Origin of the sequence: Parasegetibacter sp. NRK P23 (assembly GCF_023721715.1) — a bacterium.
Taxonomy (GTDB): domain Bacteria; phylum Bacteroidota; class Bacteroidia; order Chitinophagales; family Chitinophagaceae; genus Parasegetibacter.
Genome location: NZ_JAMDLG010000001.1, coordinates 2,452,125 through 2,478,257, shown reverse-complemented (window position 1 = coordinate 2,478,257; position 26,133 = coordinate 2,452,125). Strand labels below are relative to the sequence as shown.

Sequence of the window (26,133 nt, the reverse complement as noted above, 5' to 3'; positions counted from 1 at the left end):
ATTCAATGCCAGAGAAATTATCGTACAAATACAACTTGCTCAATGGTGATGGTGTCACTGTAATTCTGAGCGGCATCTCTTACCCATATTTTAAAATTGACCGTGTCGTTCTCGGATGAATTCGGATTTGCGAACAAAGGTAGGTTAGTCTCGTAAACATCAGGAGATGAATTGATTCTGAAGTTCGCTGTTATTTCACCCTTGGGTGATGGGGGAAAGGTAGGAACTTTGTACCTGAGCGGGTTGAATTGCCAGGCTTCACCTACAGCCGACTGGTTTAAAACTTCCATCATCATGTAAATAGAATCCGTCAAGTCTCCCTCTTTGTCTGTGTATTCCATTGTTATGCTAAAAAGTCCTCCACTGCGAACGGTGGTGGCAGAAAGCGATTTAAGGCTGATGGCGGGTTTTGTTTCAAACGTATCTTTATCGCACGAAAGCAGCAAAAGAACCGCGGAAACCAGTAATATAGGGAGTCTGAATTTCATGAAATTGAATTGGTTGTAACAAATTTATGTTTTCGGTACAAAAGAACCTACAAATGGATTGTGAATTTGATGCCAAAACTTGGAAGAACGATGCATCGCAGTTTAATGAACGTGCCATCCGGCTGTTTCAGTATCAATACAGGCATAACAAAATCTACAGGGAATATGTTGACCTGTTGAACGTTCCGGCCGGAAAACTGCGGCAATGGCAGGATATTCCTTTTCTTCCCATTTCTTTTTTTAAGTCCCATCAACTTCAAACCGGAAGCTGGGTGCCGGAGACCTGGTTCGAAAGCAGCGGTACAACAGGCGCACAAACCAGCAGACATTTTGTAAAGCAGATGGAAACTTACCAGAATAGCTTTATGGAGGGGTTCAGGCTTTTTTACGGAGCGCCATCAGATTGGTGCATCATCGGCTTGTTGCCCGCTTATCTTGAGCGGCAGCATTCTTCCCTGGTGGTAATGACGGACGCGCTCATCAAAGCCAGCAGACATCCAAAAAGCGGTTTTTACCTGTATAACCACGATGAACTGGCAGAAGTGTTACGGCAGAATGAACGGAAAGGGCAGAAAACCTGGCTCATTGGGGTGACCTTCGCTTTGCTGGACTTCGCGGAGCAATATCCCATGGAACTCAGGCACACAGTGGTTTTGGAAACCGGGGGCATGAAAGGAAGAAGGCGTGAACTGACCCGGTCTGAAATACATGAAGTGCTTCGTGCGCAGTGGAAACTGAAAAAAATACATGCGGAATATGGGATGACAGAACTTTTCTCCCAGGCGTATTCTTTCGGTGACGGACTGTTCAACTGTCCGCCATGGATGAAAATAGTATTGCGGGAAGAGGATGATCCACTGGCACTGGTACGGCCGCATTCCGCCAAACCTGTTTCCGGTGCTATAAATATTATTGACCTTGCCAATGTGGATTCCTGCGCGTTCATCGCTACGGAAGATGTGGGACGTCTTCATCCCGACGGTCGTTTTGAAGTGCTGGGGCGGATGGACAATACCGATATAAGGGGCTGTAGCTTGCTGGTGGTGTAAGTTTATTCTCCTTCCAGTATCCTCACGCCCAGGTCCGTTTCCAGGCTGCTGAAATTGTCTTTTTCTTCATACAAATGCCTGTACTCCGAAGGCGTTACACCCTTCAGTTTACGGAATTGCCGGTTAAAATGCGCCAGGTTGTTGAAGCCTGAAGCATGGCAGGCGTCGGTTACCGCGCATTCGGTTTCCAGTAAAAGTTGCCCGGCATAGCCGATGCGCACTTCGTTCAGAAAGTCGATATATGTTTTCCGGGTTCTTTTTTTGAAGTAGTTGCAGAAGGCGGGAACGGTCATGCCGGAAATGGCGGCAACATCCGAAAGTTGCACTTTTTCGCGGAACGAGGCCATGGTGAACCGGTACACTTTATCGATGCGTTCCTGGTCGCGCCAGTTGTAATATTCTGGTTGCACGCCGGCTGAAAGATGCGTATGCTGGTGGGTGCTCCCTATGGCATGCAGGCATTCCAGCAGCGAAAGTAGCCTGTTTCCGGTACCGGCACTCAGGGAAAGAATGAGTTTAACGATGCGTTGGGTGATGTCTCCATCTACTTTCAGTCCGCTTTTGCCCATCGTGAACAGGTCGCGCAACATCCGGTTCTCCGGGAGTTGAACAAAGGCTTCTCCCCAAACCTCTTCTCTGAAATGGATCACGGCCGCGCTGATGATGGCGGAGGGGTCGGATTTATCAAACTGATGCGGCAGCTTTCCGCCTATATAAAATAGATCCCCTTTCTTAAATGGACCGATATAATTCCCAGCCCTGCAAATACCTTCTCCTTCTATAAAGTAGATAAGTTCGGTTTCCTCATGCTGGTGCCAGGGTACCTCAAAGCTGGGCGTGGTATGCACACGGGCGGCAAAGGATTCGCCTTCCTTTAACGGCAATCGTTCGATAAATGGCTTCATGATCGCAAAATATTAATACGATATTAAGTGAAATTCGGCTTAAAGCAAAGTGAAATATTAAAATAGTATTGCTATTTATTAATACAGGCGTTGAAGATTGTTGCTGATACCTGTAAGTTTGCTTTTCAAATAAGCATTGTTTGCCCATGTTGTTATTAGGAATAGATATTGGTACCTCCTCGGTAAAGGTTTCCGTGCTGGATGGGGAAACCGGGAAAGTAAAGGCCGCCGCTACCTGGCCCGAAACCGAAGCCCCTGTAAAAGCGTTGAAACCCGGTTGGGCCGAGCAATCCCCCAACGACTGGTGGGATCACTTTAAAAAAGCGCTCGAAAAAATCTCCGCTATTGTTCACCTGGAAGAAATAGGAGCGGTGGGCATCGCCTACCAGATGCACGGTCTCGTGTTAACGGATGTGAATGGAAACGTGTTGCGCGATTCCATCATCTGGTGCGACAGCCGCGCGGTGCCTTATGGCGACGCGGCCGCGGCCAAACTTGGTGAAACCTATTGCAGAAAGCATTTGCTGAACGATCCTGGTAACTTCACGGCGGCCAAGCTCGCCTGGGTAAAGGAACATGAGTCGGATTTGTACAAACGTATACATAAAATGATGCTGCCCGGCGATTATTTCGGATTACGTTTAACCGGAAACGTTACCACGAGCGCGTCTGCCTTATCCGAAGGAATATTCTGGGACTTTATAAAGAACGATGTTTCTACGGAAGTACTGGAAGTATTCGGTTTCGATAAAAAGATCATCCCCGAAATTCGTCCGGTAATGAGTGAACACGGTCAGGTGAGCGCAGCCGCCGCCGCTGAACTTGGTTTACGGTCAGGCATTCCCGTTACTTACAAAGCTGGAGATCAGCCCAACAACGCACTCTCGTTGAATGTAATGGAACCCGGAGAAGTGGCCGCCACGGCAGGAACCTCCGGCGTCATCTATGCCGTGACCGATGAACTCCTCGCTGACAAAAGGTCTCGCGTCAACAGTTTCGCGCATGTGAGTTACAGTGAGCACGAAAAGAGAATCGGCGTATTGTTGTGCATCAATGGCACAGGCAGCATGAACAGCTGGCTCAAACGCTCCATGGGCAATTCCCTTTCTTATATTGATATCAACGAACTCGCCGCCACGGCGCCTGAAGGCTCCGACGGATTGCTGGTACTGCCTTTCGGCAACGGCGCCGAAAGAATATTCGAAAATAAAGTAACCGGCGCGCGCTTCGTGGACCTCGACCTGAACAGGCATACGCAGGCGCATTGCTTCCGTGCCGCCCAGGAAGGGATCGCTTTCGCTTTCCGTTACGGACTGGATATTTTAAGGGAGAATGGGTTCGCTCCTTCGGTGATCCGTGCCGGGTACGCGAATATGTTCCTGAGTCCTTTGTTCGCCCAGACTTTCGTAAACATCACCGGTGTGGCGGTAGAACTCCATTCTTCAGACGGAAGTGTAGGGGCCGCTATCGGTGCAGGATTGGGCGTGGGCTACTATAAATCGGCAGGAGAAGCATTTGGCAATAAAAAAGCGCTGAAGCTGATTACGCACAAACGGGACTCCCTCCTGGAAACTACTTATGTAAGGTGGAAAAATGAATTGAATCAATCGCTGCAAGCATAATCTTTCATCACAAATCATAAAAAATCAACTCAAATGAATATAGTTCTTGGCGACAAAGAGTATTTCTCCGGTATCGGAGCCGTAGGTTATGAAGGACCTGAATCAGACAATCCAATGGCCTTCCGCTGGTACGACGCAAAACGCGTAGTGGCGGGGAAAACAATGGAAGAACACCTGCGCTTCGCCTGCGCCTACTGGCATTCTTTCTGCGGCAATGGCGCCGATCCCTTTGGTGAACCCACGCATATTTTTGCCTGGGACCAGCACAGCGATGCAGTGACCCGTGCCAAAATGAAGATGGACGCGGCTTTCGAATTCATGACCAAAATGGGATTGCCCTTCTATTGCTTCCATGATGTGGATGTGGTGGACTATACCAATGATGTGAACGAGAACGACAAACGCCTCGCCACGTTAACGGAATACGCGAAGCAGAAGCAGGCTGCCAGCGGTATCCAACTGCTTTGGGGAACCGCTAACCTGTTCAGCCACAAACGTTATATGAACGGCGCTTCCACCAATCCTGATTTCCATGTGCTGGCGCACGCCGGCGCACAGGTGAAAGCCGCCATGGATGCCACGATCGCACTGGGCGGACAGAACTACGTTTTCTGGGGTGGAAGAGAAGGGTATATGTCGCTGCTGAATACCGATATGAAGCGCGAACAAGAGCACCTGGCCATGTTCCTCACCAAAGCCCGCGATTATGCACGCAGCCAGGGCTTTAAAGGTGCTTTCTTCATCGAGCCAAAGCCATGTGAGCCTACCAAGCACCAATACGATTACGATTCCGCTACTGTAATCAGTTTCCTCCGTCAGTACAACCTGATGGACGACTTTAAACTGAACCTGGAAGTAAACCACGCCACACTCGCCGGCCATACTTTCCAGCACGAGCTGCAAGTAGCCGTAGACGCAGGGTTGCTCGGTTCCATCGACGCCAACCGCGGGGATTACCAGAACGGATGGGATACCGACCAGTTCCCCAATAACCTCAACGAACTCGCGGAAAGTATGTTGATCATCCTCGAAGGCGGTGGCTTTAAAGGAGGCGGCATCAATTTCGACGCGAAGATCAGAAGGAACTCTACTGATCCGCAAGACCTTTTCTATGCCCACATCGGCGGTATGGACGCGTTCGCCCGTGCATTGGTGATCGCGGATAATATTCTTCAGAAATCTGATTATAAGAAGATCCGTGAAGAAAGATATGCTTCTTTCGATGCAGGAGAAGGAAAGCGTTTCGAGAACGGAGAACTTTCCCTGGCTGATCTGCGTGCGTTCGCTGTGGCGAATGGAGAGCCTGCGGTGAAGAGTGGTAAGCAGGAGTTGCTGGAGAATATTGTGAACAGGTATATTTAGTGATTTTTCACGCGATTGCTTTGTGCTGCGCACTTCGCAACGCACTGCTTCGTTCTTTGCAGGAGCAGGGACGCAAGGAGCGGTTTGGGTGCTGCGGGTTGAGGATTTTCCCGCGGCAGCACGAACGATTGTTACGGAGCGGGCGATTTGAGTGGTGAATAGCGTGAACTACTGAATACGCACTAGTGAAAATAAAGAAACGGGCTGTGTTGTAAAATCACACAGCCCGTTTTAGTATCATATTGTTTACACCTGCGGATACTTCCAGCCGTTTTCGTACTTCGGTTTCAATAATTTTCTGGCTTTTTTACTGGTTACAGACTGCCTTTCTTTATCCCAGAATACTTTTTCTTTTGAACGAAGCGAGATGTTGCCGAGGTGGCAATGCGCCGCTACTCTGGCACCCGCTTCGATAGGGCAATTGAGCAGGTCTTTGTTCTTTGCGCGCACCGCTTTGATGAAATTGATGGTGTGCATATCCAGTCCGTCGTCTGATCTTTTGGTCCAGGGAACGGCGGCAATATCTTTCTTATCTTTTTCGGGGATCACTTCCCAGCCGCTTCGGTTAACGATGAGTGTTGCATTGGATCCAATAAAGGCGATACCGTGGTTGTAACCGAAGGATTGTCCCTTGCCCATGGAATGTTCCCAGGTAAGTTGGAAACTGCCGTAATCATACAGGGCGGTTTGCAGGTCCGGGGTTTCTTTCGCATCGGTGGGAAACATGTATTTGGCCCCGGAACTGGCCACGGATACGGGATCTCCGGCGTTCATGCCCCAGAGCGCGATATCAAAAAGGTGCACGCCCCAGTCGGTCATCAGTCCGCCGGCATAATCCCAGAACCAGCGGAACTGGTAATGGAAACGGTTTTGGTTGAAGGGACGCTTTGGTGCGGGCCCCAGCCACATGTTGTAATCAACACCTTCGGGAACGGGACCATCGGGAACCGGTGTAAGGGGTTCACCGCCGCCGCGGAAGAACCAGGTTTTCACCGAATAGATGTTTCCTAACTTCCCTGAGTGCACATAAGCGATGGCGTCCTGGAAATGTTGCTGGCTGCGTTGCCATTGGTTCACCTGTACAATGCGGTCATATTTTTTTGCGGCTTCCACCATTGTTATCGTCTCCGCTACTGAGTTGGCGGCGGGTTTCTCCACGTATATTTCTTTCCCGGCCTTGCAGGCGTCCACCATCATCAGGCAATGCCAGTGATCGGGGGTTGCAATGATGACCGCCTGCACTTCAGGCGAGGCGAGCACTTCACGGTAATCCTTATAGGTTTTCGGAACGATGTTCTTCTTTTTCAATTCATCCATCCGCTGGGACAATACATTGTCATCCACATCACAAAGCGCCACACAACGGGTGCCGTTTACTTTGAGCATACTCATGAGGTTGCTCCAGCCCATGCCTTTGCACCCGATCAACGCGATGCCTACAGGGGTTTCCTGAAGAGGCGCTGCCTGTACGATAGAAGGGAATGTTCCGGCAAAGCCTATGCTGGCCCCGGTTAAAATGCTGTTTTTGAGGAAATTACGTCTTTGCATACTGGCAAGGTTTGTTTTGAAGGGAAAACGTGAATATAACTAAAAAAATTATTTCCGGTCGGGAGTAGGGGTAGGCGGTTGCTGAATTGTAATCATCTAAAGTAGCTTTGAGCGCGGTTAAAACATATCACCGGATTTATCACATAAAAGGCATGGAATTAACGGACCAGGTTTTGGTGCCTTTGTTGCTCAACCGCAACGAAGGGGCTTTTGAAACGGTTTTTAAAAGATATTTTAAAGACCTGCATGCCTATGCCTGTAGTATTCTTAAAGCGGAATTGTACGCGGAAGAAATGGTGCAGCAGGTGTTCTTCAAACTTTGGGACCGCAACCACCAGTTGCAGATACAGGGTTCCCTGGCCGCCTACCTGTACCGCTCGGTGCACAACGAATGCCTTAACCATTTAAAGCACCTGAAAGTACGCCATGTGCACCAGGCTTACGCCACGCACCACGCGGTACACCACGCGGAAGATGCCGACCCCGTGCGTTTGGAAGAACTGGAGAAAAGGATCGATACCGCTATGAGCCGTCTCCCTGAGCAATGCCGTACTATTTTTCAGCTCAGCCGCTTCGAGGAACTCCGTTACCGGGAAATAGCCGATAAACTCGGGATTTCCGTGAAAACCGTAGAAAACCAGATGGGCAAGGCATTGCGCATCATGCGGGAAGAACTGGCCGAATACCTGCCTGCCCTTATTATTTTGTACCTGTTGAACACCTAAACCCCGGAAAGTGAAAGAACTGAACAACGATATTATTCATGATCTCCTGGTGAAGACCTTACTGGGAGAGGCTTCTCCGGAAGAAGTGCAGGCGGTGGAACGCTGGAAAGCGGTATCGCCCGATAACCGGAAACTGGCGGAAGACATCGCCACGGTATGGCGAAGGAGTCGTGAAATCGCCGCGACGGCTCAAATGGATGAACAGCAGGCCTGGAACCGCTTCCGCGCGAAACTGCATGACCCCTCGCGTTTACAGGAAGCACCCGTGGTTGCCATGAAGAAAAAATGGAGATGGCCCGTAGCCGCAGCCTGGATATTGCTGGTGGGCATCGCGGCAACCATCATGTACCATTTCGGATTTTCCCGCCAGGAAACATTCTTCAGTACCGATCGCGCGCTGGCTGTTCAGCTTCCGGATGCTTCTTCTGTTTCGCTCAATAAAAACAGCTCCGTTACTTATGCCGCTGCCCCGCTTTCGGGCGAAAGAAAAGTAAAACTGAAAGGGGAAGCTTTCTTTGAAGTGAAAAAAACGGGAAAACCTTTCCGGGTGTACGTGAACAATACGGTGGTAACGGTACTGGGTACTTCATTTTATATTGATGGCAGAAGCGCACAAACGGAAGTGCAGGTGAAGACCGGCCTCGTGCAGGTGGTGCACCACCAGGACACGGTGCTGCTCCACCCGGGAGAAAAAATTTCGCTGCGCAACGATGCCGATTCATTAGTAAAAGAAGTGGCCCACGGCAGGTTGTTTGAAGTATTCGTTTCAGGAGAAATCGTATGCGACAATACCCTGCTTTCCGATCTGGTGGAACTGTTGCGCCAGGAATACGGGGCCATCATCGTGTTAGGTGATAGCGCAGTAGGGAACATCACCATCACCACTACATTTAAAGACATGTCGCTCGATGAGATACTCAATGTAGTGCAACAGACATTGGGTGTTAAAGTAGACCGCAAAGACAAAAAATACCTCATTCGTTCATGAAAAAGTTTGTACGTGTTCAAGCCATGCTGTTGTTGGTCTTCCTGACTTCAGCCCAATATATTTTTGCACAGCAAAACCTGCAGAAGCAGGTATCGCTTGACGTGAAGCAGCAACGCATCGACCAGGTGCTGGAACTCCTGAGCAATAAAGGCGATTTTTATTTCTCCTACAACAGTCGTCTTTTCAAAAGAGACAGCCTGGTCAGCATCTCCGTGCAGCAGAAATCCGTGAAGTATATCCTGGACCAGTTGTTCAGTGAAAAGCTACAATACATAGAAAGCGGCCGGTACATCATACTCAGGCCAAGACCGGTAACCCTCCAGTTGCAGACGGAACAGGGCGTGGATGAAAAATTCGTGCAGGTGAAGGGCTGGGTGCTGGACGATCTCACCGGAGAGAGAGTGGGTTACGCCAGTGTTTACGACCGGAGGTTCCTGGCTTCCGCACTCACCAACGACGCCGGTTATTTCGCCCTGCGTTTCAGGAACAGGAAGGGTGGCGCACAGTTGTATGTAAGTAAGGAATCGTATAAAGATACCAGTCTCTATATCTCCCTGGAACGCGACCACAAGCTGACCATACCACTTGTTCCCGTTCTCCCCGAAGGACAGATCATTACGGTTTCGCCGATGGACTACCTTCGCCCCGATACGGTGATCGTGAAAGTGGAAATAGATACGAATGTGCTGAAGTACATGCCGCTCCTGAATGTAAAGAAAGTGGAAGACAACCCCATCGCCTCGTTCCTGCTGTCTGCACGTCAGAAATGGCAGAGCATGAACCTCAAGAACTTTTTCGCTGAAAGGCCGTTCCAGTTGTCACTTATACCCGGATTGAGCACACAGGGAAAAATGAGTGGACAGGTAGTGAATAATTTCTCCTTCAACGTGCTTGGTGGTTATACGGGTGGCGTGAACGGCGCGGAGATCGCCGGCCTGTTTAATATCAACAAAAAAAGAGTGCAATACGTTCAGGTAGGTGGACTGTTCAATTTTACCGGTGAAAGTGTGCTTGGTTTCCAGGTGGGTGGCGTACACAATATGGTGCTCGATTCCGCAACCGGTTTCCAGCTGGGTGGTGTTTGGAACCATGTGGGCCGCGCCATGAGCGGTATGCAGGTGGGCGGTGTGGGTAACTTCGTGGGCCGGGACGCAAAAGGTTTCCAGGTAGGCGGTGTAATTAATTTAACCGCTGGAAATATGAAAGGCGCCCAGGCGGCGGGCGTATTTAATATTGCGGGGAAGGGCATCGATGGTGTGCAGTTCTCTGGCGTGATCAATGTTGCGGGAAAAGGCGTGAAAGGCGTTCAGTCCGCTGGTGTGATGAACATCTCCACGAAAACGATCCGGGGAACCCAGGTGGCGGGCGTTATCAACTACGCTAAAAAAGTGTACGGCACACAAATAGGACTCATCAACATTTCCGATAGTTCCAACGCGGTAAATTTCGGTTTGCTGAACATCGTGTTCAAAGGGTATCACAAACTTAGCATCGCCACCAACGAAGTTCAGCCGCTGAACATCGCCATTAAAACCGGTCATCCCCGTTTTTACAACATACTTACTGTTGGGGGTGATCCGAAACTGAACGATCGTTTCTTTTCTTTCGGTTATGGTTTGGGAAGTGAACTCCGCATCGCCAAATGGCTCTCCTTCAATCCATCGATTACTTCAGAATATATCTACCAAGGTTCCTGGGACTATTTCAATTCTCTGAATAAGTTCCATGCCGATGTGCATTTCCGCATCACAAAATGGTTCTCCATATTCGGAGGCGCCTCCGCTTCAGGATACTATACCAGGCAAACCATCCCCGGGAAAGGATACCGCTTACTCGAATACCAGCACTTTAACAACAAGTATACGCTATCCGATAACGTTAACGGCTGGATTGGCTGGAACGTAGGCGTGCATCTGTTCTAAGCGGTGGCACCGCTGTAGCGGTGCCACGGGGTGCCGTTTTAAAACATGCTCCAACTCGGTTAAAAAACATTTCAAGGTTCAGATTTAGCGAATTCATAGCGTAACCTATGCCTGGCATAGGTTGCGGCGTAAAAAGCATGTTCGGTGGTTGCCGAAACCGGTGCCACCGATATCATTTTCCCCTGCGCCGAACCGTGTTTTGAACCGGCTCCCTACCGTTAAAACACGCTATCTGAATAGCTTCTCCTCTTAACACTTTCGACACTTAACCATTCCATCTACCAAACAATCAATCTGCACCAAAAACATTATCCTCTACTTGTCTACCTCTCGAAATCACAACAGCTCCCACGTTGCGCCGTAGTGCCGTCGCGAGAAATTTCTTCTTCCTCCTAAATTCCCCTCAGCTTCCCTTCACGCTTCCGCACCTGCAAGGCTGCGAGAAACAAAGCAGGAAGCTGCGCCTCCGCGAAAAACTCCTTCGTCCGAAAGCTTCCATATCTGCACGCCAGCCTTCACATCCCGCAAGGAAATATCAGCCATTCCTCCGCTTACACTTCCAAGAAAAAAATGTCCGGCAGTTTCCTCTTGTATTCTTTTCAGAAAAAATCAACGAAACAAAACTCCTGCCCCGCATTTGCAAACCTTTAACTAAAAAAACTTTCTCCCGAATAGGGGTACCACGCCCAAGGGTTGTATCTATTCAAAGACCCTTTTTTATGACGCTCAATAAACTCAGCGCGATACTCTTAACCTTTATCCTCCTGTTGTTCAAACATAATGTCCAGGCACAACAACATCAGCGTATAAGGGGCAACGTAAGTGACGCCCAGTTGAAATCTCCTTTGGAAGGCGCCACGGTATTACTCGATGGCGGAAAACAAAAAGCAATTACGGGAAGCGACGGTAACTTCAGTTTCGAACTGGTGCCGTTAGGTATACACTACATTACGGTATCCTACACTGGTTATTCAGGCAGAACATTTGATAATCTTTCCCTGAACGCCGGAAAAGAGCTTGTATTAAATCTTGGACTGGAACCTTCATTGGAAGAAGAGGCCCAGGTGGTGGTAACGGCTAAGTCCAAAAAGAACCGTCCCATTAATGATATGAGCGTGGTGAGTGCAAGAGCATTTACCGTAGAAGAAACACAGCGGTATGCTGCGGCGGTGAACGATCCGCTGCGCATGGCCACCGCTTATGCCGGTGTGGTTTCCGCGGAAGATGGCGGCAACGATATTGTGATCCGTGGCAATTCCCCGGCCGGACTCATCTGGCGTATGGAAGGTGTTGATATTCCCAATCCCAACCATTTCAGTTCAGCGGGAAGCAGCGGCGGTGGGATATCTATTCTCAGTACGCAGTTGCTCGCGAATTCAGATTTTATCACCGGAGCTTTCGCCGCTGAATATGGAAACGGGCTGAGCGGTGTTTTTGACCTGCACCTGAGGAAGGGAAACAATAAAAAAGGCGAGTATTCAGCACAGTTAGGTGTGCTTGGCCTGAATCTCGGGGCCGAAGGTCCGTTGTTGCCTTTCTACAAAGGATCTTACCTCGTGAACTACCGGCTTTCCTCGCTGCAGTTGCTGGATAAACTTGGCGTGGCGGTAGGGCCAGGTACTACCGATTTCCAGGACCTTTCCTTCCACGTACACCTGCCCACCGCCAAGTGGGGTTCGTTCAGTTTCTTCGGGTTTGGTGGATTGAGCAGGAGCAAGGTAAAAGCCGAAGACGATCCGGCAAAGTGGGAAGATGAATGGAAAAGATACCATTCAGATTATATCGCGAATACCGGTATGGGCGGACTGAAACATGAGCTGTTGCTGGGGAAGAAAACGCGCCTCGAAACAACTTTGTCGTATTCCGCCACAGATAACGGTTCCGAACTGCAGTATGTGGAATATGATAAATCGAATTCGCTTTACCACAAAGATGCTTACGTAAATACAAAGCTGGCCCTGGCGTCACTTATTCAGCACCGTGTATCACCGCAGCACCTTTTTAAAGGAGGGGTTCGTCTTCAACGACTGGGCTTTTCCTTCGACCAGCAAACCCGCGACAATCCCGGTGCACCATTGGAACAGGTAATCCTGGAGGTAGGGAATACCATGTTGTTACAGGCGCATGCCCAATGGCAGTTCCGTCCCACCAACAAACTCACATTATTGTCGGGGCTTCACTACATGCACCTCTTCCTGAATGATACCTGGATTGCTGAACCACGCGCCGCCATTCAGTTTCATGCGGATGCTAAAAATACGGTCAGCATCGGATATGGCTTACACAGCCAGGTACAACCTTTGGGCGTGTATTATGTAAAGCAGGAAGATGCTGGAGGTGTAATGAGAAATGCCAATCGCGATCTTGATCTTTCCAAAGCGCATCACCTGGTGCTTTCCTGGCAACGACAGCTCGGTAACAACTGGAAAACCAGGGCTGAACTGTATTACCAGCACCTGTTCGATGTGCCGGTAAGCATTTACGATACCAGTAGTTTCTCCATGCTTAATGTGCGCGGTGATTATATCGCCGAACCACTGGTGAACGAGGGCAAAGGGGCCAACTACGGGCTGGAACTCTCACTGGAAAAACACCTCACGAACGGCTTTTACGGCATGCTTTCCACTTCCTTCTACCAATCAAAATACAAGGCAAAGAACGGCGTGGAACACAATACGAGGTTCAATGGAAAGCAGGCGTTCTCGCTGGTGGCGGGAAAAGAATGGGTGCGGGCCAACAACAAAAAAGTGTGGGGACTGAACACGAGGGTATTGCAGAATGGCGGATACTGGAACACGCCCGTCAACCTGGAACAGTCAATCGCCAATGATTATGCCGTGTATTACGAGGAACAGGCTTATTCCATCCAGAACCCGGCGTACTTCAGGATCGATATCCGCGCCAGTTTGCAGTGGAATTATAAAAAGTGCGCGGCTACTCTGTCGCTCGATCTTCAGAACGCCACCAACAGGCAAAACGTATTCATGCAGGTGTACGACCGGCAAACGGCTTCACTAAAAACAGCTTATCAAACCGGCGTAATTCCTGTGCTTAACTACAAAGTTGAATTCTAACACAAACAGCCACCCCCTCTCCCCGGGGAGAGGGGCCGGGGGTGAGGCGTCTCTAAACAAATTCATTCAAATCATAAAAATAAAAGTCATGAAAAAACACATCAACAATTTGGTCCTTGCGGTTTCTCTTTTGTTCACCCTTTCTTCCTGTGAAAAAGTAGTAGGAGAAGGCCCCGTGGTTACAGAAACACGGAGCAATACGAATTTCGATGAAGTAAGTCTTTCGTTGCCCGGCAGACTGGAAGTGCAGCAGGGAACCGCGTTTAAAATTGAACTTTCCGCGCAGCGTAATGTCCTGGATCGCATCCGCACCCAGCAGAATGGTTCTGAACTGGTGTTTAAATTCGAGAATGATGTCCGGATAAAGTCGCATGAAGAGATCACCGTTAAGGTTACCCTGCCTGAGTTGGAGGCTTTGTCTGTAAGCGGTTCCGGTAATGCCCGTGCCTATGGCTCGTTTGAAGGCAGTTCACTCCGGCTGCGCATCAGCGGCTCGGGTAACCTGGAAGTGGATGAAGCTGTGTACAATAGCATAGACGCCACCATCAGTGGAAGTGGCAACATCAGGGTCAAGGACGGTAGCGCTAACGTAAGCGACCTGCGCATCAGCGGAAGCGGATCCCTGTATATGGAGGACGTGCCCGTAAAAGATGTGCATACCACCACCAGCGGTTCCGGGAACATGAGGGTGTGGGCCGAAAATAAACTGGACGCCACCATCAGCGGGAGTGGTAGCGTGCAATACAGGGGAACACCCATCGTGGATACCCGTATTTCAGGGTCCGGAAGGGTGAGCCGCATCAATTAACCGGTATATTTGCCGTATGTACAAACGGCAGGAAGCAGCACGGATAAGACAGGAATTCTGGACCACCTTCGGACGGTACATGAGTCCTGTCCCGTCCTTTTCAGACGAACCCGTAAACTGGGTGAATTATAAAACGGGAGAAAAGTTCATTTTTATCCGGAAAGACCAGTCGGGAAAGAAAGCATACATCGGGTTGGAACTGCAACATCCGGACGAAGGAATGCGCGCGCTGTACTTTGAACAGTTGGTGCAACTTAAAAACATCTTTCTCGCTTCCGCGGGAGAAGGGTGGATATGGGAAAAGGATTTCACGGATGAAAACGGAAAGAAGATCACCAGGATTTATAAAGAAGTGGAAGGCTATTCCATGTTCAATAAGGAACACTGGCCAGAACTGATCCGTTTCTTCAAAGAAAATATGATCCTGCTGGATGAGTTCTGGAGCCAGGCGAAGTACTCCTTCGAAGCGCTCCGATAAAAAAGTGGCAAAAAAGTTTGGGGAATTATAATATTCCCCTACTTTTATGTAAACGATTGCACTGTTGAAAGCCAGAACTACAATCCACGACATAGCAAAAGCGCTGAACACCACCGCGGCCACCGTTTCGCGGGCGCTGAACAACCATCCCGCCATCAGTGAAGCCACCAAAGTTTCCGTAAGGGCCATGGCCCAACAACTGAATTACCAGCAGAACAAACTGGCCTCCGCATTGCGTTCGGGAAAATCGAACATCCTCGGTGTGATGATTCCCAGTGCGGAGATCAACTTCTTCGGCTCCGTTGTTCATGGCATTCAGCAGATCGCCAACCTCCACAATTATAATATCATCATCTACCAGTCTAATGAACTGGCTACTTACGAGCAGAAGGGCCTGGAGGCGTTTTTGCGCTCAAGGGTGGATGGTGTGATCGCTTCCGTGGCGAAAGAAACCGTGAACTGGGAACATTACCGCGAAGTAAAAGCCCGCGGCGTGCCGCTGGTACTCTTCGACCGTGATGTGGAAGAACTGGAACTGCCCTCCGTGGTGGTAGACGATTACAAAGGCGCGTTTATGGCTACGGAACATCTGGTGGAACAGGGATGCCGGCGCATCGCGCATATCTCAGGACAACAGCACCTCCGCATCTTTAACGACCGTTTGCGGGGCTATAAAGATGCGCTGAAGGCCAACGGACTTGAAGTGGTAGACGACATGATCGTGCCCGGAACGGTGTCCATTGAATCCGGCCGTGCAGCCATGCAGCAACTGATGGAAAACAAAATAAAGCCCGACGGGGTTTTTGCTGTGGAAGATTTTACCGGTCTCGGCGCGTTGCAATACCTCAAAACCGCACAGGTGAAAGTGCCTGCGGAAGTGGCGGTGATCGGCTTCGCCAATGAGGGCTTCAGCCAATACATCACACCCTCTCTTTCTACCATCGACCAACAAACGAAGATAATGGGGGAAGAAGCGGCCAATCTCTTCTTCGACCTAAACGCCCAGGGCGATTTCTACGCGGCAAAACCAAAGAAAAAAATACTTGAACCCGTACTGGTGACCCGAGAGTCCAGTACAAGGATAAAAATCAAAGCGATATAATGACAATGACCACGCAACCGAAACTGGCCGAAAAAATAGGGGAGGCCTTCCGGACAAAATTTCAGACTGAACCCACCATTACACGTTCGCCCGGACGCATCAACCTGATCGGAGAACATACGGATTACAACGGGGGATTCGTGCTGCCCGCAGCCATCGACAAAGCCGTATATGTAGCGCTTGCCCCAACTGGAAGTACAGCTTGTCATTACCTCGCTGTGGATCTGAACCAGGAGCATGAAGATGATGTGCGTTCCCTTAAAAATATCGAGGGACATTGGTCGGCCTACATCAATGGCGTGGTGGACCAGTTACAACGGAAAGGGTTTGAAGTGCCCGGATTTTATTGTGCCGTAGGAGGCGATATTCCGGTAGGAGCGGGACTTTCCTCCTCCGCGGCTGTGGAATGCGCCGTGGTGTTCGCTTTAAACGATATGTTCGGTTTCGGGCTGGATAAACTGACCATGGTGCAACTGGCGCAGAAAGCTGAGAATGAATTCGTGGGCGTTAAGTGCGGGATCATGGACCAGTTCGCCAGTATGTTCGGGAAACAGGGGCATGTGATCCGCCTGGATTGCCGCAGCCTGGAATATACTTATGAGCCATTCGTAAGCAAGGATATTATTGTTGTATTGATGGATACAGGGGTGAAACATTCGCTCGCCTCTTCAGAATACAATACCCGCCGCCAGGAATGTGAAAAGGGTGTGGCGCTCGTGAAAGAGCATGTGCCGGGCGTTTCATTGCTTCGTGATGTAACCGTTGACATGCTGGACAAGTATGTAAAGGCCGTGGATGAAAATGTGTACCGCAAATGTTTGTACGTGGTGCAGGAAATCCAGCGTTTGCTGGATGGTTGTGAGGACCTCCGCAACAATAACCTGCCGGCTTTCGGGAAGAAAATGGTGGAAACCCATGATGGACTGAGTAAGCTGTATGAAGTGAGTTGTCCCGAACTGGATTTTCTGGTGGATGAAATACGGAACGAACCCGATGTACTCGGTGGCAGAATGATGGGTGGCGGATTCGGCGGATGTACCATCAACCTCGTAAAAAAAGATGCCGCGGAAACCGTGATCGCCAAAATGAAAGAAAAGTACCTGGCACAGTTCGGAAAAGAACTGGTGACCTACCAGACCACCATTATGGACGGGACTTCCACCGTTCTCTAATTAACGTGTAACGATTTAAAACAGCATATCAACCATTTATGAAACTCTTGCAAACGACCGATTATCTCGTGTTCTTCATCTATTTCATTATAGTGGCAGGATACGGATTCTTCGTGTACTACCGTAAAAAGACCGCCCAGATGGATTCCAAGGATTACTTCCTGGCGGAAGGATCCCTTACCTGGTGGGCCATCGGCGCTTCACTGATCGCCTCCAACATTTCGGCGGAGCAGTTCATCGGAATGAGTGGGAACGGGTTCACCATGGGACTGGCCATCTCCACCTACGAGTGGATGGCGGCCGCGACATTGATTGTGGTGGCAACGTTCTTTATTCCGGTGTACCTGAAGAACAAGATTTACACCATGCCACAGTTCCTGAGCCAGCGCTACAACGGCACCGTGGCCATGATTATGGCCGTGTTCTGGCTCCTGCTGTATGTCGTGGTGAACCTTACCTCGATATTGTACCTGGGCGCGTTGGCGATCAGCGCGATTTCCGGGCTGAACCTTACGTTCTGTATGATCATGCTTGCGGTATTCGCGATCTTTATCACGCTGGGCGGTATGAAGGTGATTGGCTACACCGATGTGATCCAGGTGTTTTTCCTGATCCTCGGCGGACTTGTAACCACTTACCTGGCGCTTGATCTCGTGGCGCAACAGGGCGGCGGTTCAGGTGTAATGAAAGGACTTACCATGTTAAGAGAAGGGGCCGATGACCATTTCCATATGATCTTCAGTAAGGACAATCCAAACTATCCGAGTCTGCCGGGCTTAACAGTACTGGTGGGTGGTATGTGGATCGTGAACCTGAACTACTGGGGTTGTAACCAATACATCACGCAACGTGCGCTGGGCGCCGACCTTAAAACCGCGCGTAACGGGATCATGTTCGCCGCATTCCTGAAACTTTTGATGCCGGTAATCGTGGTATTGCCCGGTATCGCGGCTTATTACCTGCACAGCAAAGGGTATTTCCAGGCTGAAATGATGGTGGACGGCGAGATTGTGCCCGATAAAGCTTACCCTGTATTGCTGAACCTTTTGCCCACCGGACTTAAAGGATTGGCGTTCGCAGCACTTACTGCGGCGGTGGTGGCATCCCTTGCGGGAAAAGCGAACAGCATCGCCACGATATTCACTTTGGATATTTTCAAGAAAAGGATCGAAGTGGAAGCCGATGAAAGAAGAATGGTGAAAGTGGGCAGAATTACCGTTGTAGTAGCCATGGTACTGGCGGTACTGATCGCGCCCTTCCTGGGTATTGATAAAAAAGGCGGTTTTGAATTTATCCAGGAATATACTGGTTTTGTGTCTCCCGGTATCTTCGCCATGTTCATCCTCGGGTTCTTCTGGAAAAAGACAACGTCCAACGCGGCTTTATTCGCTACCATTGGCGGTTTCGCGATGTCTATCTTCCTGAAGTTCCTGCCCGGTATTATGGATCTGTCTTTCCTTCATGGCATGGGCTTCTCCGTTCCGAACAAAGATGGCGTTTATGAAATTCCGTTCCTCGACAGGATGGGCTTCGTATTCCTTTTCTGTATCCTCGGTATGTTCCTGATCAGCCGCGCGGAAAATAAGAAAGGCGTGAATCCCAAAGGACTTGAAGTGGACAGCTCCATGTTCAAAACGCACCCGGCCTTTACCGTTGGCGCAATATTCATCATAGGTATCCTGGTGGCATTGTACAGCTTCTTCTACTAGAAGTTGTACAACCTCGTTCAGGTTATAGAGTTATCAACTATGACAATGTTGAACATCTAGTAAAGAACATACTTGTCGAATAATCAAAGCTCTGCCCCTCTCCCCTGGAGAGGGGGGCGGGGTGAGGCTCCGAAGGCGTATCAAACGATACGCCTTCTTTTTTGCCCGAACTGAATGGTCAAACACAGTTATTTCAGCCAGATACGCGGGAAATCTTGCCAAAAGTGTACACAACACACATATTTTTAAAAATGTTTTTTGTCTTGGAGATCATGTGTTTTAAATGCTGAAACCCTTGCTGGTATTGGGGTCTATTAATATTCGGGGCATTAGGGATAATAAAATCCCCGGAATTATGGTTTTACACCGTTCCGGGGATGATCTAAATTTGTTTTAACAAACAGCGCAAAACAAAAAGACAGGTCAGGCAATCGTAGCGTTCAAATGGCAATCGAAGAGGTCGTAAAAAGCTGACAAAAATTAATCGTTAAACGCGCAAAAAAAAAATAACAAGCAGTGAGTTTCGGCTCCTCCAAATAATTCTCACCTTTTTTCATATGGCAAGCAATCGTTAGACGCCTACTGTTTCTACAGCGGGCTTTCTTTTTTTTGGATGTGTGAAGTTAACGTCTCCGGCCAAATCACAAAACTTTTTTTAACAAATTTTTCGTTTTCCCAAAGCGTTGTTGATTTTCAATAATTTACCTTCTTCTTAAATTTTTTAGGATGGCTATTTTGGGGAGAAAACCATTAAGGCATGAATTTCCTCGTGAAATCCGCATGGCTGGCGCTGATGGGAATTTCTTCTCCACTACTCAAACTGATCTTCTTGTTCCGAATGGCCACGATTTTATCGTGGGCCACTACATAGCTCCGGTGTACGCGGCTGAACTGGTCTTCGGGGAGTTTTTCCAGGATCTTCTTTAACGGCATCAGGGTCATCACGGGTTTGTCGTTCCTGAAATTGATGCGGATATAATCTTCCAGGCTTTCAATATAAGTGATGTCGGGAAGGGAAATTTTTACCATCCGGTATTCGGAGTATACAAAAAGCGCGTGTTCGGGTGTATTGACGGGGCGCGTTTTATAGTCGTGGTATTCTATGGCTTTCTGAACGGCTTTTTTAAAGCGTTCGGGCTGAACCGGCTTCAGCAGGTAGTCGATGGCGTTCAGTTCAAACCCTTCGAAGGCGAATTTTTTATAGGCGGTGATAAAAATGATCATGGGCGGGTCCTGCATGGAGCGTACCAGGTCGAGTCCTGTGATATCGGGCATATTGATGTCAAGGAAAACCAGGTCGGTTTTCCCGGTGCGAAGGAAAGACGCGGCGGAGAGTGCGTCGTCGAAAGTATGCAACAATTTCAGCGCCGGTGTTTCTCCGATGTATTTGCTGATGATGTCCAGCGCGATGGGTTCGTCGTCAACGGCAATGCAGGTAAGTGTTGTCATACGGTATGTTTTGGAAGGGTGAGTAATACGGTAAAGTGACCGTTTTCTGTTGAAATGTCAAGCTGATGGCGGTCGCCGTAGAGAAATCCTAATCTTTTGTTCGTGTTGTCCAAACCGGTTTGCGTGCCTTCAAGATTGGTTCTGTTGGGGAAGAGTTTATTGCTGCAGAAAAAACGGAGGCTATCGTTTTCCTGCGCGATGTGGATGGTGATATCTGCCGGTTCATGGTTGCTGGTGCCGAATTTGAAAGCATTCTCCACAAAGGTCATCAGGACAAGGGGCGGAACGGGAAATGAATCGTCTGCAACTTTTGTGGTAACGTGCACTTCCATCTTTTTTCCCATCCGGAGTTTTTGCAATGCGATGAAATCGTTCAGGCAATTCAATTCATCTTCCAGGGGCACGAAATCGCTGGTGGTTTCTTCCGTAAGATAGCGGAGCATATTCGAGAGGCGCAGAATGCTGGCCGGTGTTTCCGGGTGCTGCAAAACTGAAAGGCCGTAAATGTTATTTAATGTATTGAACAGGAAATGCGGATTGATCTGTGCCTTCAGAATGTACAGCTCTGCTTTGGCGCGCTGCGTTTCAGCCTGTGCGGTACGTTGTTCGCTTAGCCGCCATCTTTTTGCGGTTTCCAGGGCCACACCCAACGCTATGGTGAAGAAATAGAGGAATACACTGATGATGTCGAATCGTCGCTGGTTCATCCTGCCCGGTGGTTTCCCCCCATTTTCCGCGCCCAACCCTGGCGGCCGGTCCTCGTGTATTCTATCTTCCGGTGGCCACATCGGCGGCGGATTTTCTCCGGGATGGGGTCGTGGTCCTTCTGCGGAGCTTTCTTCGAAGCCCTGTTGTCTCGACATTTTTTCCGAAACCAGCTTGTCAAAAGGTTTAAGCAGTAAAATACCCGTAAATAGAAAAAGGAGAGCAAGGCTGTAGCCAAAGTATTTTTTCTCCAGGAAGAGCAGCGGAAACAATACTGTGGTATTAAGGTAAAAAACCAATGCGTAGCAGGAGAAAAACAACCAGTAATAGGGGGATTTCACCAGTTGGAACATGCTTTCCCCCCTATACCACTCACTCATAAAAAGAATAGGCAGACTCATGAACAAGACCCATCCCAGCAGGTGCATGGATATGGAGAGTTTCTTTTGTGTGAGCATCTGCAAATCAACCATAGTTGTAGTGCTTAACGGTAAATGTACCGTTAAAATACGGGAATGACTGGATGAAAAAACGCTATTTTTCCTGTTCTTCCCGCCGTAAAAACGCTTTCAGCGATGCATTGATGTGGAGCGTGATGTCTTCTTCAGATGCTTTTTTGCAAAATTCGTAGCTGGGGCGGTACCGGATCAGGAATGTTTGAAGTGAATCGCCGCTGAGTCCGGTCAGTTGCATGACTTTGCTCCGGGAGAACCTGTAGTTTACATACGCGGCTTCTTCTTCCCGCTTTTCTCTTTTCAGCAATTGACGTTTGTCTTTTTCCTTTTTAGAAAGATAGGTAAAGGGACTTAACGTAATACCGAACCCGTTGCCGTGGTTTCTCATCAGCACTTTTTCTTTATCTGCCGCAATCAGGTTGTACCTTTCACGCGCTTCCAGAGAGTCCTGCCTGTACCGGTCGGCCTGAACCACCACTGTTTTTAGTTCAGTGGCTTTTCTCCGGATGAAAATGTCGATCTCCTGCTTAAAAAAATCATCGTCCACCAACAATGTATCCTGCGTGTATCCGGCAATAGAGAATATAAGGGTATCAAAGCTGTTCGCCCTAATGGAGAAGCTCCCTGAACGGTCTGAACTGGCTTTTGTTTTCAGGGTTATATTGGTCACGAGCACATCCGCAATCACACTACTGTCCGAGAAGTCCCGCATTTTACCCCTGGCGTTTTGCGCTGAAGTGTGGTAAACTGCTAAGAGTAAGATGAACAGTGGTAGAATTTGCCTCATATAATTGTTTGCCGGGCCAAAATAGGTTTATTTCCAAATTTTGTGCCCTGCTATTGGTTAAATTATACCCAAAACAATTACCGCTCCCTGAACAGAGCCACCATTTGAGCTGTTCTTATTTCCACATCGCATTCCTGCAGCATCTGGTGCAACTGTAACAGTTCCGTGCGGTTTAGTATACACTGGATGTTGGGGCTAGGCGTGGGCAGTACAATACATTTGCAGGGCATCTCTGCACAGTCAGGGATATGCGCCGTTCTATCGGCTACTACTGCCGTGAAGTAGCCAAACTCTTCATCAGATAACGTAAGCATTGACGTGCCGAAGCACACCTGGAAATGCTTGCAGTCCACGCATTGAAACACATAGCCGTTCTCATCGCAATACCATTTGATAAGGTTGCACATTTTTTTTCTGTAAATGTGCTGATTTTCGAGGGAGAGGGCTTGCGCGATGCGGAAATTGTGGTTGCGGGATCGGGAAATTTTCACTGCGAGGTGCGCGGAAAACCGCTCCAAACACAAACAACACAGGGGCGCGAAGCAGTTCATCCTTTCGAGCAATAAAATTTTCCCCTTTTAAGAAAGTTCTCCAAACACAAACGAGGCCTTGCGTCCTGGCTACCTTGCGTCTTTGCGAGGAACTCTACTGAATAACAAACTCCCTCGTCTGCAACGTATGCGCACTGAAATACCCCAGCGCCCCACCTGAAATATTAGACACCGGGTTTGAAGGTGCCGCCGACTGGTTATCGCCCGTAGCACTCTGATCCAGGCTATACCAGTACTTGTGCACGTTAGCATCAATGCACTGCATCTGGATGCGGATGTTGTCGCCCACTTTCAGGTCATCCTCATCTTCATCGGAGAAGAAGCGGAGTACAAACTTTACTTTGTTCCCATCGGAAAATCCATCATCGCGGATGAAAATGCTTTTTTCTTTTACGCCATTAACGTATTGAATAAAGCGGTAGTAATTCCTTTTGCCCGCCGGATCCTGGTATTCCGCCTGCACCAGTAGACGCGTATCGCCGAAAAGTTGCTCTTCTTTGGCGAAAGCCGTATCCAGGGGTACCTGTTCGGGCATGGTGCTGCTGGAGGTGAAGACCTGCCCGTTGCTTTCCACCCTTAGCTGGTAGGTTTTTCCTGAGGTTCCGGCCAGGGAAGGAGCCTGGTATACACCTGGTGCTGTTTCGGTAAGCGTTGTGGTGGGGCCGCCCACTTCGGTAACAGTAACGATTGCCCCGCTCAGCCCCGCGAAATCGTTGTTTTCGCTGAATTGCTTCGTGGTGGATACCAGCACCATACAGGTGCCCGACTCGTTGGTGATCGCGCCTTCCACTACAATTTTACCACTGCCGTCGGCGGTATCGATGTTGATGACCTTTTCGCAGGAGGTGAGGAAGAACAGCAGTGCGATGCCGATATAATGAATGTGTTTACGCATGGGATCAGAATTTAAAGTTCCAGGAAATGGAAGGAATGAATTTGAAGAGCGCCGTTTGTACGGCTTCGGTTTTGTTGGGGTCCGTTTCGCTGTCGCGGAAAGTGATGGTGTACGCGTTCTCTCTTCCGTAAGCGTTGTAAATACTGAATGCCAGCTCGGAAAGCGTTTTCTCCGTTTTTTTGAGCGTGTACACCGCGCCCAGATCAAGGCGGTGGTAATCGGGCATCCGGTAACCATTCCTTTCACTGTAATAATAAATCGTTTGCCCGTCCAGCTGGTATTTGCCGGTGGGGAAGGTGATGGCGTCGCCGGTATAATACACCCAGTTGGCGGAGAGGTTCCATTTGTTGTTCAGCTTGTACATGCCTACAAGTGCAATGTCATGGGTGCGGTCCTGGCGGGCGTTGTACCAGTTGTTGTTGTTGATGCCGTCGATCTTTCTTTCTGTTTTTGAAAGTGTATAGCTGATCCAGCCGGTGAACCGTCCCCTTGTTTTTTTGAGGAGGTTCTCAATGCCGTAGGCGCGGCCTTTTCCGAAGAGCAGTTGGCTTTCGATGGCATCTTCGTTGGTGAAGATGTCGGCCCCGTCGCGGTAATCAATCTGGTTCTGAAGGTCTTTGTAATATACTTCTGTACTGAGTTCGTAATCGCCGTTACCGAAATTTCTATAATAGCCGAGGGCTACCTGATCGGAAATTTCGGGTTTGATGATGTTCGTGCTGGCCACCCATTTATCGGTAGGGTTGGAGGATACTGAGTTCGAAAGCAGGTGCAGGTTCTGAACGTTCCGCACATAAGAAGCTTTTACGGAAGAACTTTCTCCTGTGCTGTAGCTGATGGAAACCCGTGGTTCAGGATTGAAATAAGTCTTCACGAAATCACCTTTCTTGTACGAGAATGTATCGGTTACATTGCCTTGCTGGTCGATGGCGTAGAAATCTCCTTTACCCAGGATACTGAAGGCTGTTAAACGGATACCGTAGCCCAATTGCACTTTGTCGGATATTTTCCAGGCATCTCCGGCGAAAAGCGCGTTCTCCCACGATAGCCGGTCCTGGAGTTTGCTGAAGTTCACGGAGCTGCCTTCTCCGGGACGCACTTCTCCCGGACGGATGGTATGGTGCACGGAGTTGAGTCCGAACCGCACCTGGTGGTTGCTGCCCGCGTTCCATTGGAACTCCTGTTTGAGGTTATAATCGCGGATATCGGAGAGGATATCGAGGTTGTTCGCGCCCGTTCTGATGTTGATGAGGTAATCGTAATTACTGAAGATGAATGAGGTGTTGGAGAACAATCTCGGGTGGAAGATATGGTTCCAGCGGAGGGTGGCGGTGGCGTTTCCCCAACTGAGCCCGAAGTTATCGCCTGCGGCCAGTTTATCGCGGCCGAAATAACCTGAAAGGAAGAGCCTGTCCTTTTTCCCGAGCGTATAGTTCATTTTAGCGTTCAGGTCGTAGAAGTAAAGCGTGTTGTTGTTGATGGTGGAATCGGGTGAAAGTTTGAGGAACATATCCACGTAGGTTCTTCTTCCACTCAGCAGGAAAGAGGATTTGTCTTTCTGAATAGGGCCTTCCACATTGAGTTTTGCGGATATCAGCCCAACGCCGCCGCTTACGGAATAATCTTTATTGTTGCCGTCGTTCATTTTAATATCCAATACGGAAGAAAGGCGTCCGCCGTATTGGGCGGGCATTCCACCTTTGTAAACGGTCACGTCTTTGATGGCGTCGGAATTGAAGGTGGAGAAGAAGCCAAGAAGGTGGGAGGCGTTGTACACGGTGGCTTCATCCAGTAATATCAGGTTCTGGTCGGCCGCGCCGCCACGAACGTAGAAGCCGCTGTTACCGTCTCCCGCTGATTTTATGCCCGGAAGCAATTGCAATACTTTCAACGCGTCGCGTTCGCCGAGCAATACGGGGATGTTCCTGATCTCCTGGGTATTGATGCGTTCCATGCCCATTTGGGGTTGTTTCAGGCTGCGGCGGGTGGAGGAGGCGCGCACCACCACTTCATCGAGGGCCGTTGGCGCTGTTTCCAGTTCAATGTTCAGGGTAACAGGGCTGTTCAATGCTACATTGATTTTCTTTTCCACCATACCCACGGCGGAAACGATCAGTTCGTAATTGCCTTCGGGAAGCAGGATGGAATAGAACCCGTATTCGTTGCTGGTAGCGCCAGCGGATGCACCATTGATCCGGATGCTCGCGCCGATGATGGTTTCTCCTTTTGCCTCGGAACGGATGGTGCCGCTGACGCTGAACTTCTTCTGCGCATGAGCGATACTGATAGTGAACAGAAGGATAAAGAACGGTAAGATTTTTTTCATGGATGTTTATTTG

General features: G+C 49.3%; 21 protein-coding genes. 12 read left to right on the top strand and 9 right to left on the bottom strand.

All coding sequences use genetic code 11. The features are described 5' to 3' along the window. Positions 1–17: 17 nt before the first annotated feature. Positions 18–488 (bottom strand): hypothetical protein, encoded by a 471-nt coding sequence (locus tag M4J38_RS10070; protein ID WP_251759431.1) that lies wholly within the window; start codon positions 486–488, stop codon positions 18–20. A gap of 53 nt (positions 489–541) precedes the next feature. Between M4J38_RS10070 and M4J38_RS10065 the strand changes: the two genes are divergently transcribed. Next, positions 542–1,537 (top strand): acyl transferase, encoded by a 996-nt coding sequence (locus M4J38_RS10065; RefSeq protein WP_251759430.1) that lies wholly within the window; start codon positions 542–544, stop codon positions 1,535–1,537. 2 nt (positions 1,538–1,539) lie between these two features. On the opposite strand, the gene M4J38_RS10060 is transcribed toward M4J38_RS10065, so the two are convergent. Further along, on the bottom strand, positions 1,540–2,442 hold the full coding sequence (locus tag M4J38_RS10060) for an AraC family transcriptional regulator (RefSeq protein WP_251759429.1): 903 nt from the start codon (positions 2,440–2,442) through the stop codon (positions 1,540–1,542). Positions 2,443–2,588: 146 nt separating this feature from the next. Here M4J38_RS10060 and M4J38_RS10055 point away from each other — a divergent pair, with 146 nt between their 5' ends. Continuing rightward, positions 2,589–4,064 carry a xylulokinase gene (locus M4J38_RS10055; RefSeq protein WP_251759428.1) on the top strand — a complete coding sequence of 492 codons (1,476 nt, stop codon included), beginning with the start codon at positions 2,589–2,591 and terminating at the stop codon, positions 4,062–4,064. 33 nt (positions 4,065–4,097) lie between these two features. Further along, entirely contained in the window at positions 4,098–5,426 is a 1,329-nt protein-coding gene (gene xylA, locus M4J38_RS10050) for a xylose isomerase (protein ID WP_251759427.1), read from the top strand. A gap of 246 nt (positions 5,427–5,672) precedes the next feature. On the opposite strand, the gene M4J38_RS10045 is transcribed toward xylA, so the two are convergent. Further along, on the bottom strand, positions 5,673–6,974 hold the full coding sequence (locus tag M4J38_RS10045; RefSeq protein WP_251759426.1) for a Gfo/Idh/MocA family protein: 1,302 nt from the start codon (positions 6,972–6,974) through the stop codon (positions 5,673–5,675). Positions 6,975–7,126: 152 nt separating this feature from the next. On the opposite strand from M4J38_RS10045, the gene M4J38_RS10040 reads away from it, so the two are divergent. From M4J38_RS10040 to M4J38_RS10000, 9 genes are all read left to right on the top strand, one after another. Further along, positions 7,127–7,699 carry an RNA polymerase sigma-70 factor gene (locus M4J38_RS10040; RefSeq protein WP_251759425.1) on the top strand — a complete coding sequence of 191 codons (573 nt, stop codon included), beginning with the start codon at positions 7,127–7,129 and terminating at the stop codon, positions 7,697–7,699. Between the two features lie 10 nt (positions 7,700–7,709). Then, the gene (locus M4J38_RS10035) at positions 7,710–8,687 is read left to right on the top strand and encodes a FecR domain-containing protein (protein WP_251759424.1); all 978 of its coding nucleotides are present in this window, start codon (positions 7,710–7,712) and stop codon (positions 8,685–8,687) included. Then, entirely contained in the window at positions 8,684–10,609 is a 1,926-nt protein-coding gene (locus M4J38_RS10030) for a hypothetical protein (RefSeq protein ID WP_251759423.1), read from the top strand. Before M4J38_RS10035 ends, M4J38_RS10030 begins: the two co-directional genes overlap by 4 nt. Before the next feature lie 719 nt (positions 10,610–11,328). Beyond that, complete coding sequence (locus M4J38_RS10025) at positions 11,329–13,683, top strand: TonB-dependent receptor (protein ID WP_251759422.1); 2,355 nt, start codon at positions 11,329–11,331, stop codon at positions 13,681–13,683. Between the two features lie 88 nt (positions 13,684–13,771). Then, on the top strand, positions 13,772–14,491 hold the full coding sequence (locus M4J38_RS10020; protein ID WP_251759421.1) for a head GIN domain-containing protein: 720 nt from the start codon (positions 13,772–13,774) through the stop codon (positions 14,489–14,491). A 16-nt stretch (positions 14,492–14,507) separates the two neighbouring features. Further along, positions 14,508–14,969: a DUF4268 domain-containing protein gene (locus M4J38_RS10015; RefSeq protein WP_251759420.1), complete on the top strand. Its 462-nt coding sequence runs from the start codon at positions 14,508–14,510 to the stop codon at positions 14,967–14,969. Between the two features lie 64 nt (positions 14,970–15,033). Beyond that, complete coding sequence (locus M4J38_RS10010) at positions 15,034–16,071, top strand: LacI family DNA-binding transcriptional regulator (protein ID WP_251759419.1); 1,038 nt, start codon at positions 15,034–15,036, stop codon at positions 16,069–16,071. Continuing rightward, complete coding sequence (galK, locus tag M4J38_RS10005; protein ID WP_251759418.1) at positions 16,071–17,243, top strand: galactokinase; 1,173 nt, start codon at positions 16,071–16,073, stop codon at positions 17,241–17,243. Before M4J38_RS10010 ends, galK begins: the two co-directional genes overlap by 1 nt. A gap of 38 nt (positions 17,244–17,281) precedes the next feature. Further along, complete coding sequence (locus M4J38_RS10000) at positions 17,282–18,952, top strand: sodium/sugar symporter (protein WP_251759417.1); 1,671 nt, start codon at positions 17,282–17,284, stop codon at positions 18,950–18,952. 750 nt (positions 18,953–19,702) lie between these two features. On the opposite strand, the gene M4J38_RS09995 is transcribed toward M4J38_RS10000, so the two are convergent. From M4J38_RS09995 to M4J38_RS09970, 6 genes are all read right to left on the bottom strand, one after another. Continuing rightward, on the bottom strand, positions 19,703–20,401 hold the full coding sequence (locus M4J38_RS09995) for a LytTR family DNA-binding domain-containing protein (protein ID WP_251759416.1): 699 nt from the start codon (positions 20,399–20,401) through the stop codon (positions 19,703–19,705). Next, the gene (locus M4J38_RS09990) at positions 20,398–21,579 is read right to left on the bottom strand and encodes a sensor histidine kinase (protein ID WP_251759415.1); all 1,182 of its coding nucleotides are present in this window, start codon (positions 21,577–21,579) and stop codon (positions 20,398–20,400) included. Before M4J38_RS09990 ends, M4J38_RS09995 begins: the two co-directional genes overlap by 4 nt. Before the next feature lie 61 nt (positions 21,580–21,640). Further along, positions 21,641–22,348, bottom strand: a complete 708-nt coding sequence (locus tag M4J38_RS09985) for a hypothetical protein (protein ID WP_251759414.1) — start codon at positions 22,346–22,348, stop codon at positions 21,641–21,643. Positions 22,349–22,425: 77 nt separating this feature from the next. Further along, positions 22,426–22,899, bottom strand: coding sequence for a DUF6686 family protein (locus M4J38_RS09980; protein ID WP_251759413.1), 474 nt, complete (start codon positions 22,897–22,899; stop codon positions 22,426–22,428). Between the two features lie 94 nt (positions 22,900–22,993). Beyond that, on the bottom strand, positions 22,994–23,794 hold the full coding sequence (locus M4J38_RS09975) for a DUF4249 domain-containing protein (protein ID WP_251759412.1): 801 nt from the start codon (positions 23,792–23,794) through the stop codon (positions 22,994–22,996). Positions 23,795–23,798: 4 nt separating this feature from the next. Next, on the bottom strand, positions 23,799–26,120 hold the full coding sequence (locus tag M4J38_RS09970; RefSeq protein WP_251759411.1) for a TonB-dependent receptor: 2,322 nt from the start codon (positions 26,118–26,120) through the stop codon (positions 23,799–23,801). Between the last annotated feature and the right edge of the window lie 13 nt (positions 26,121–26,133).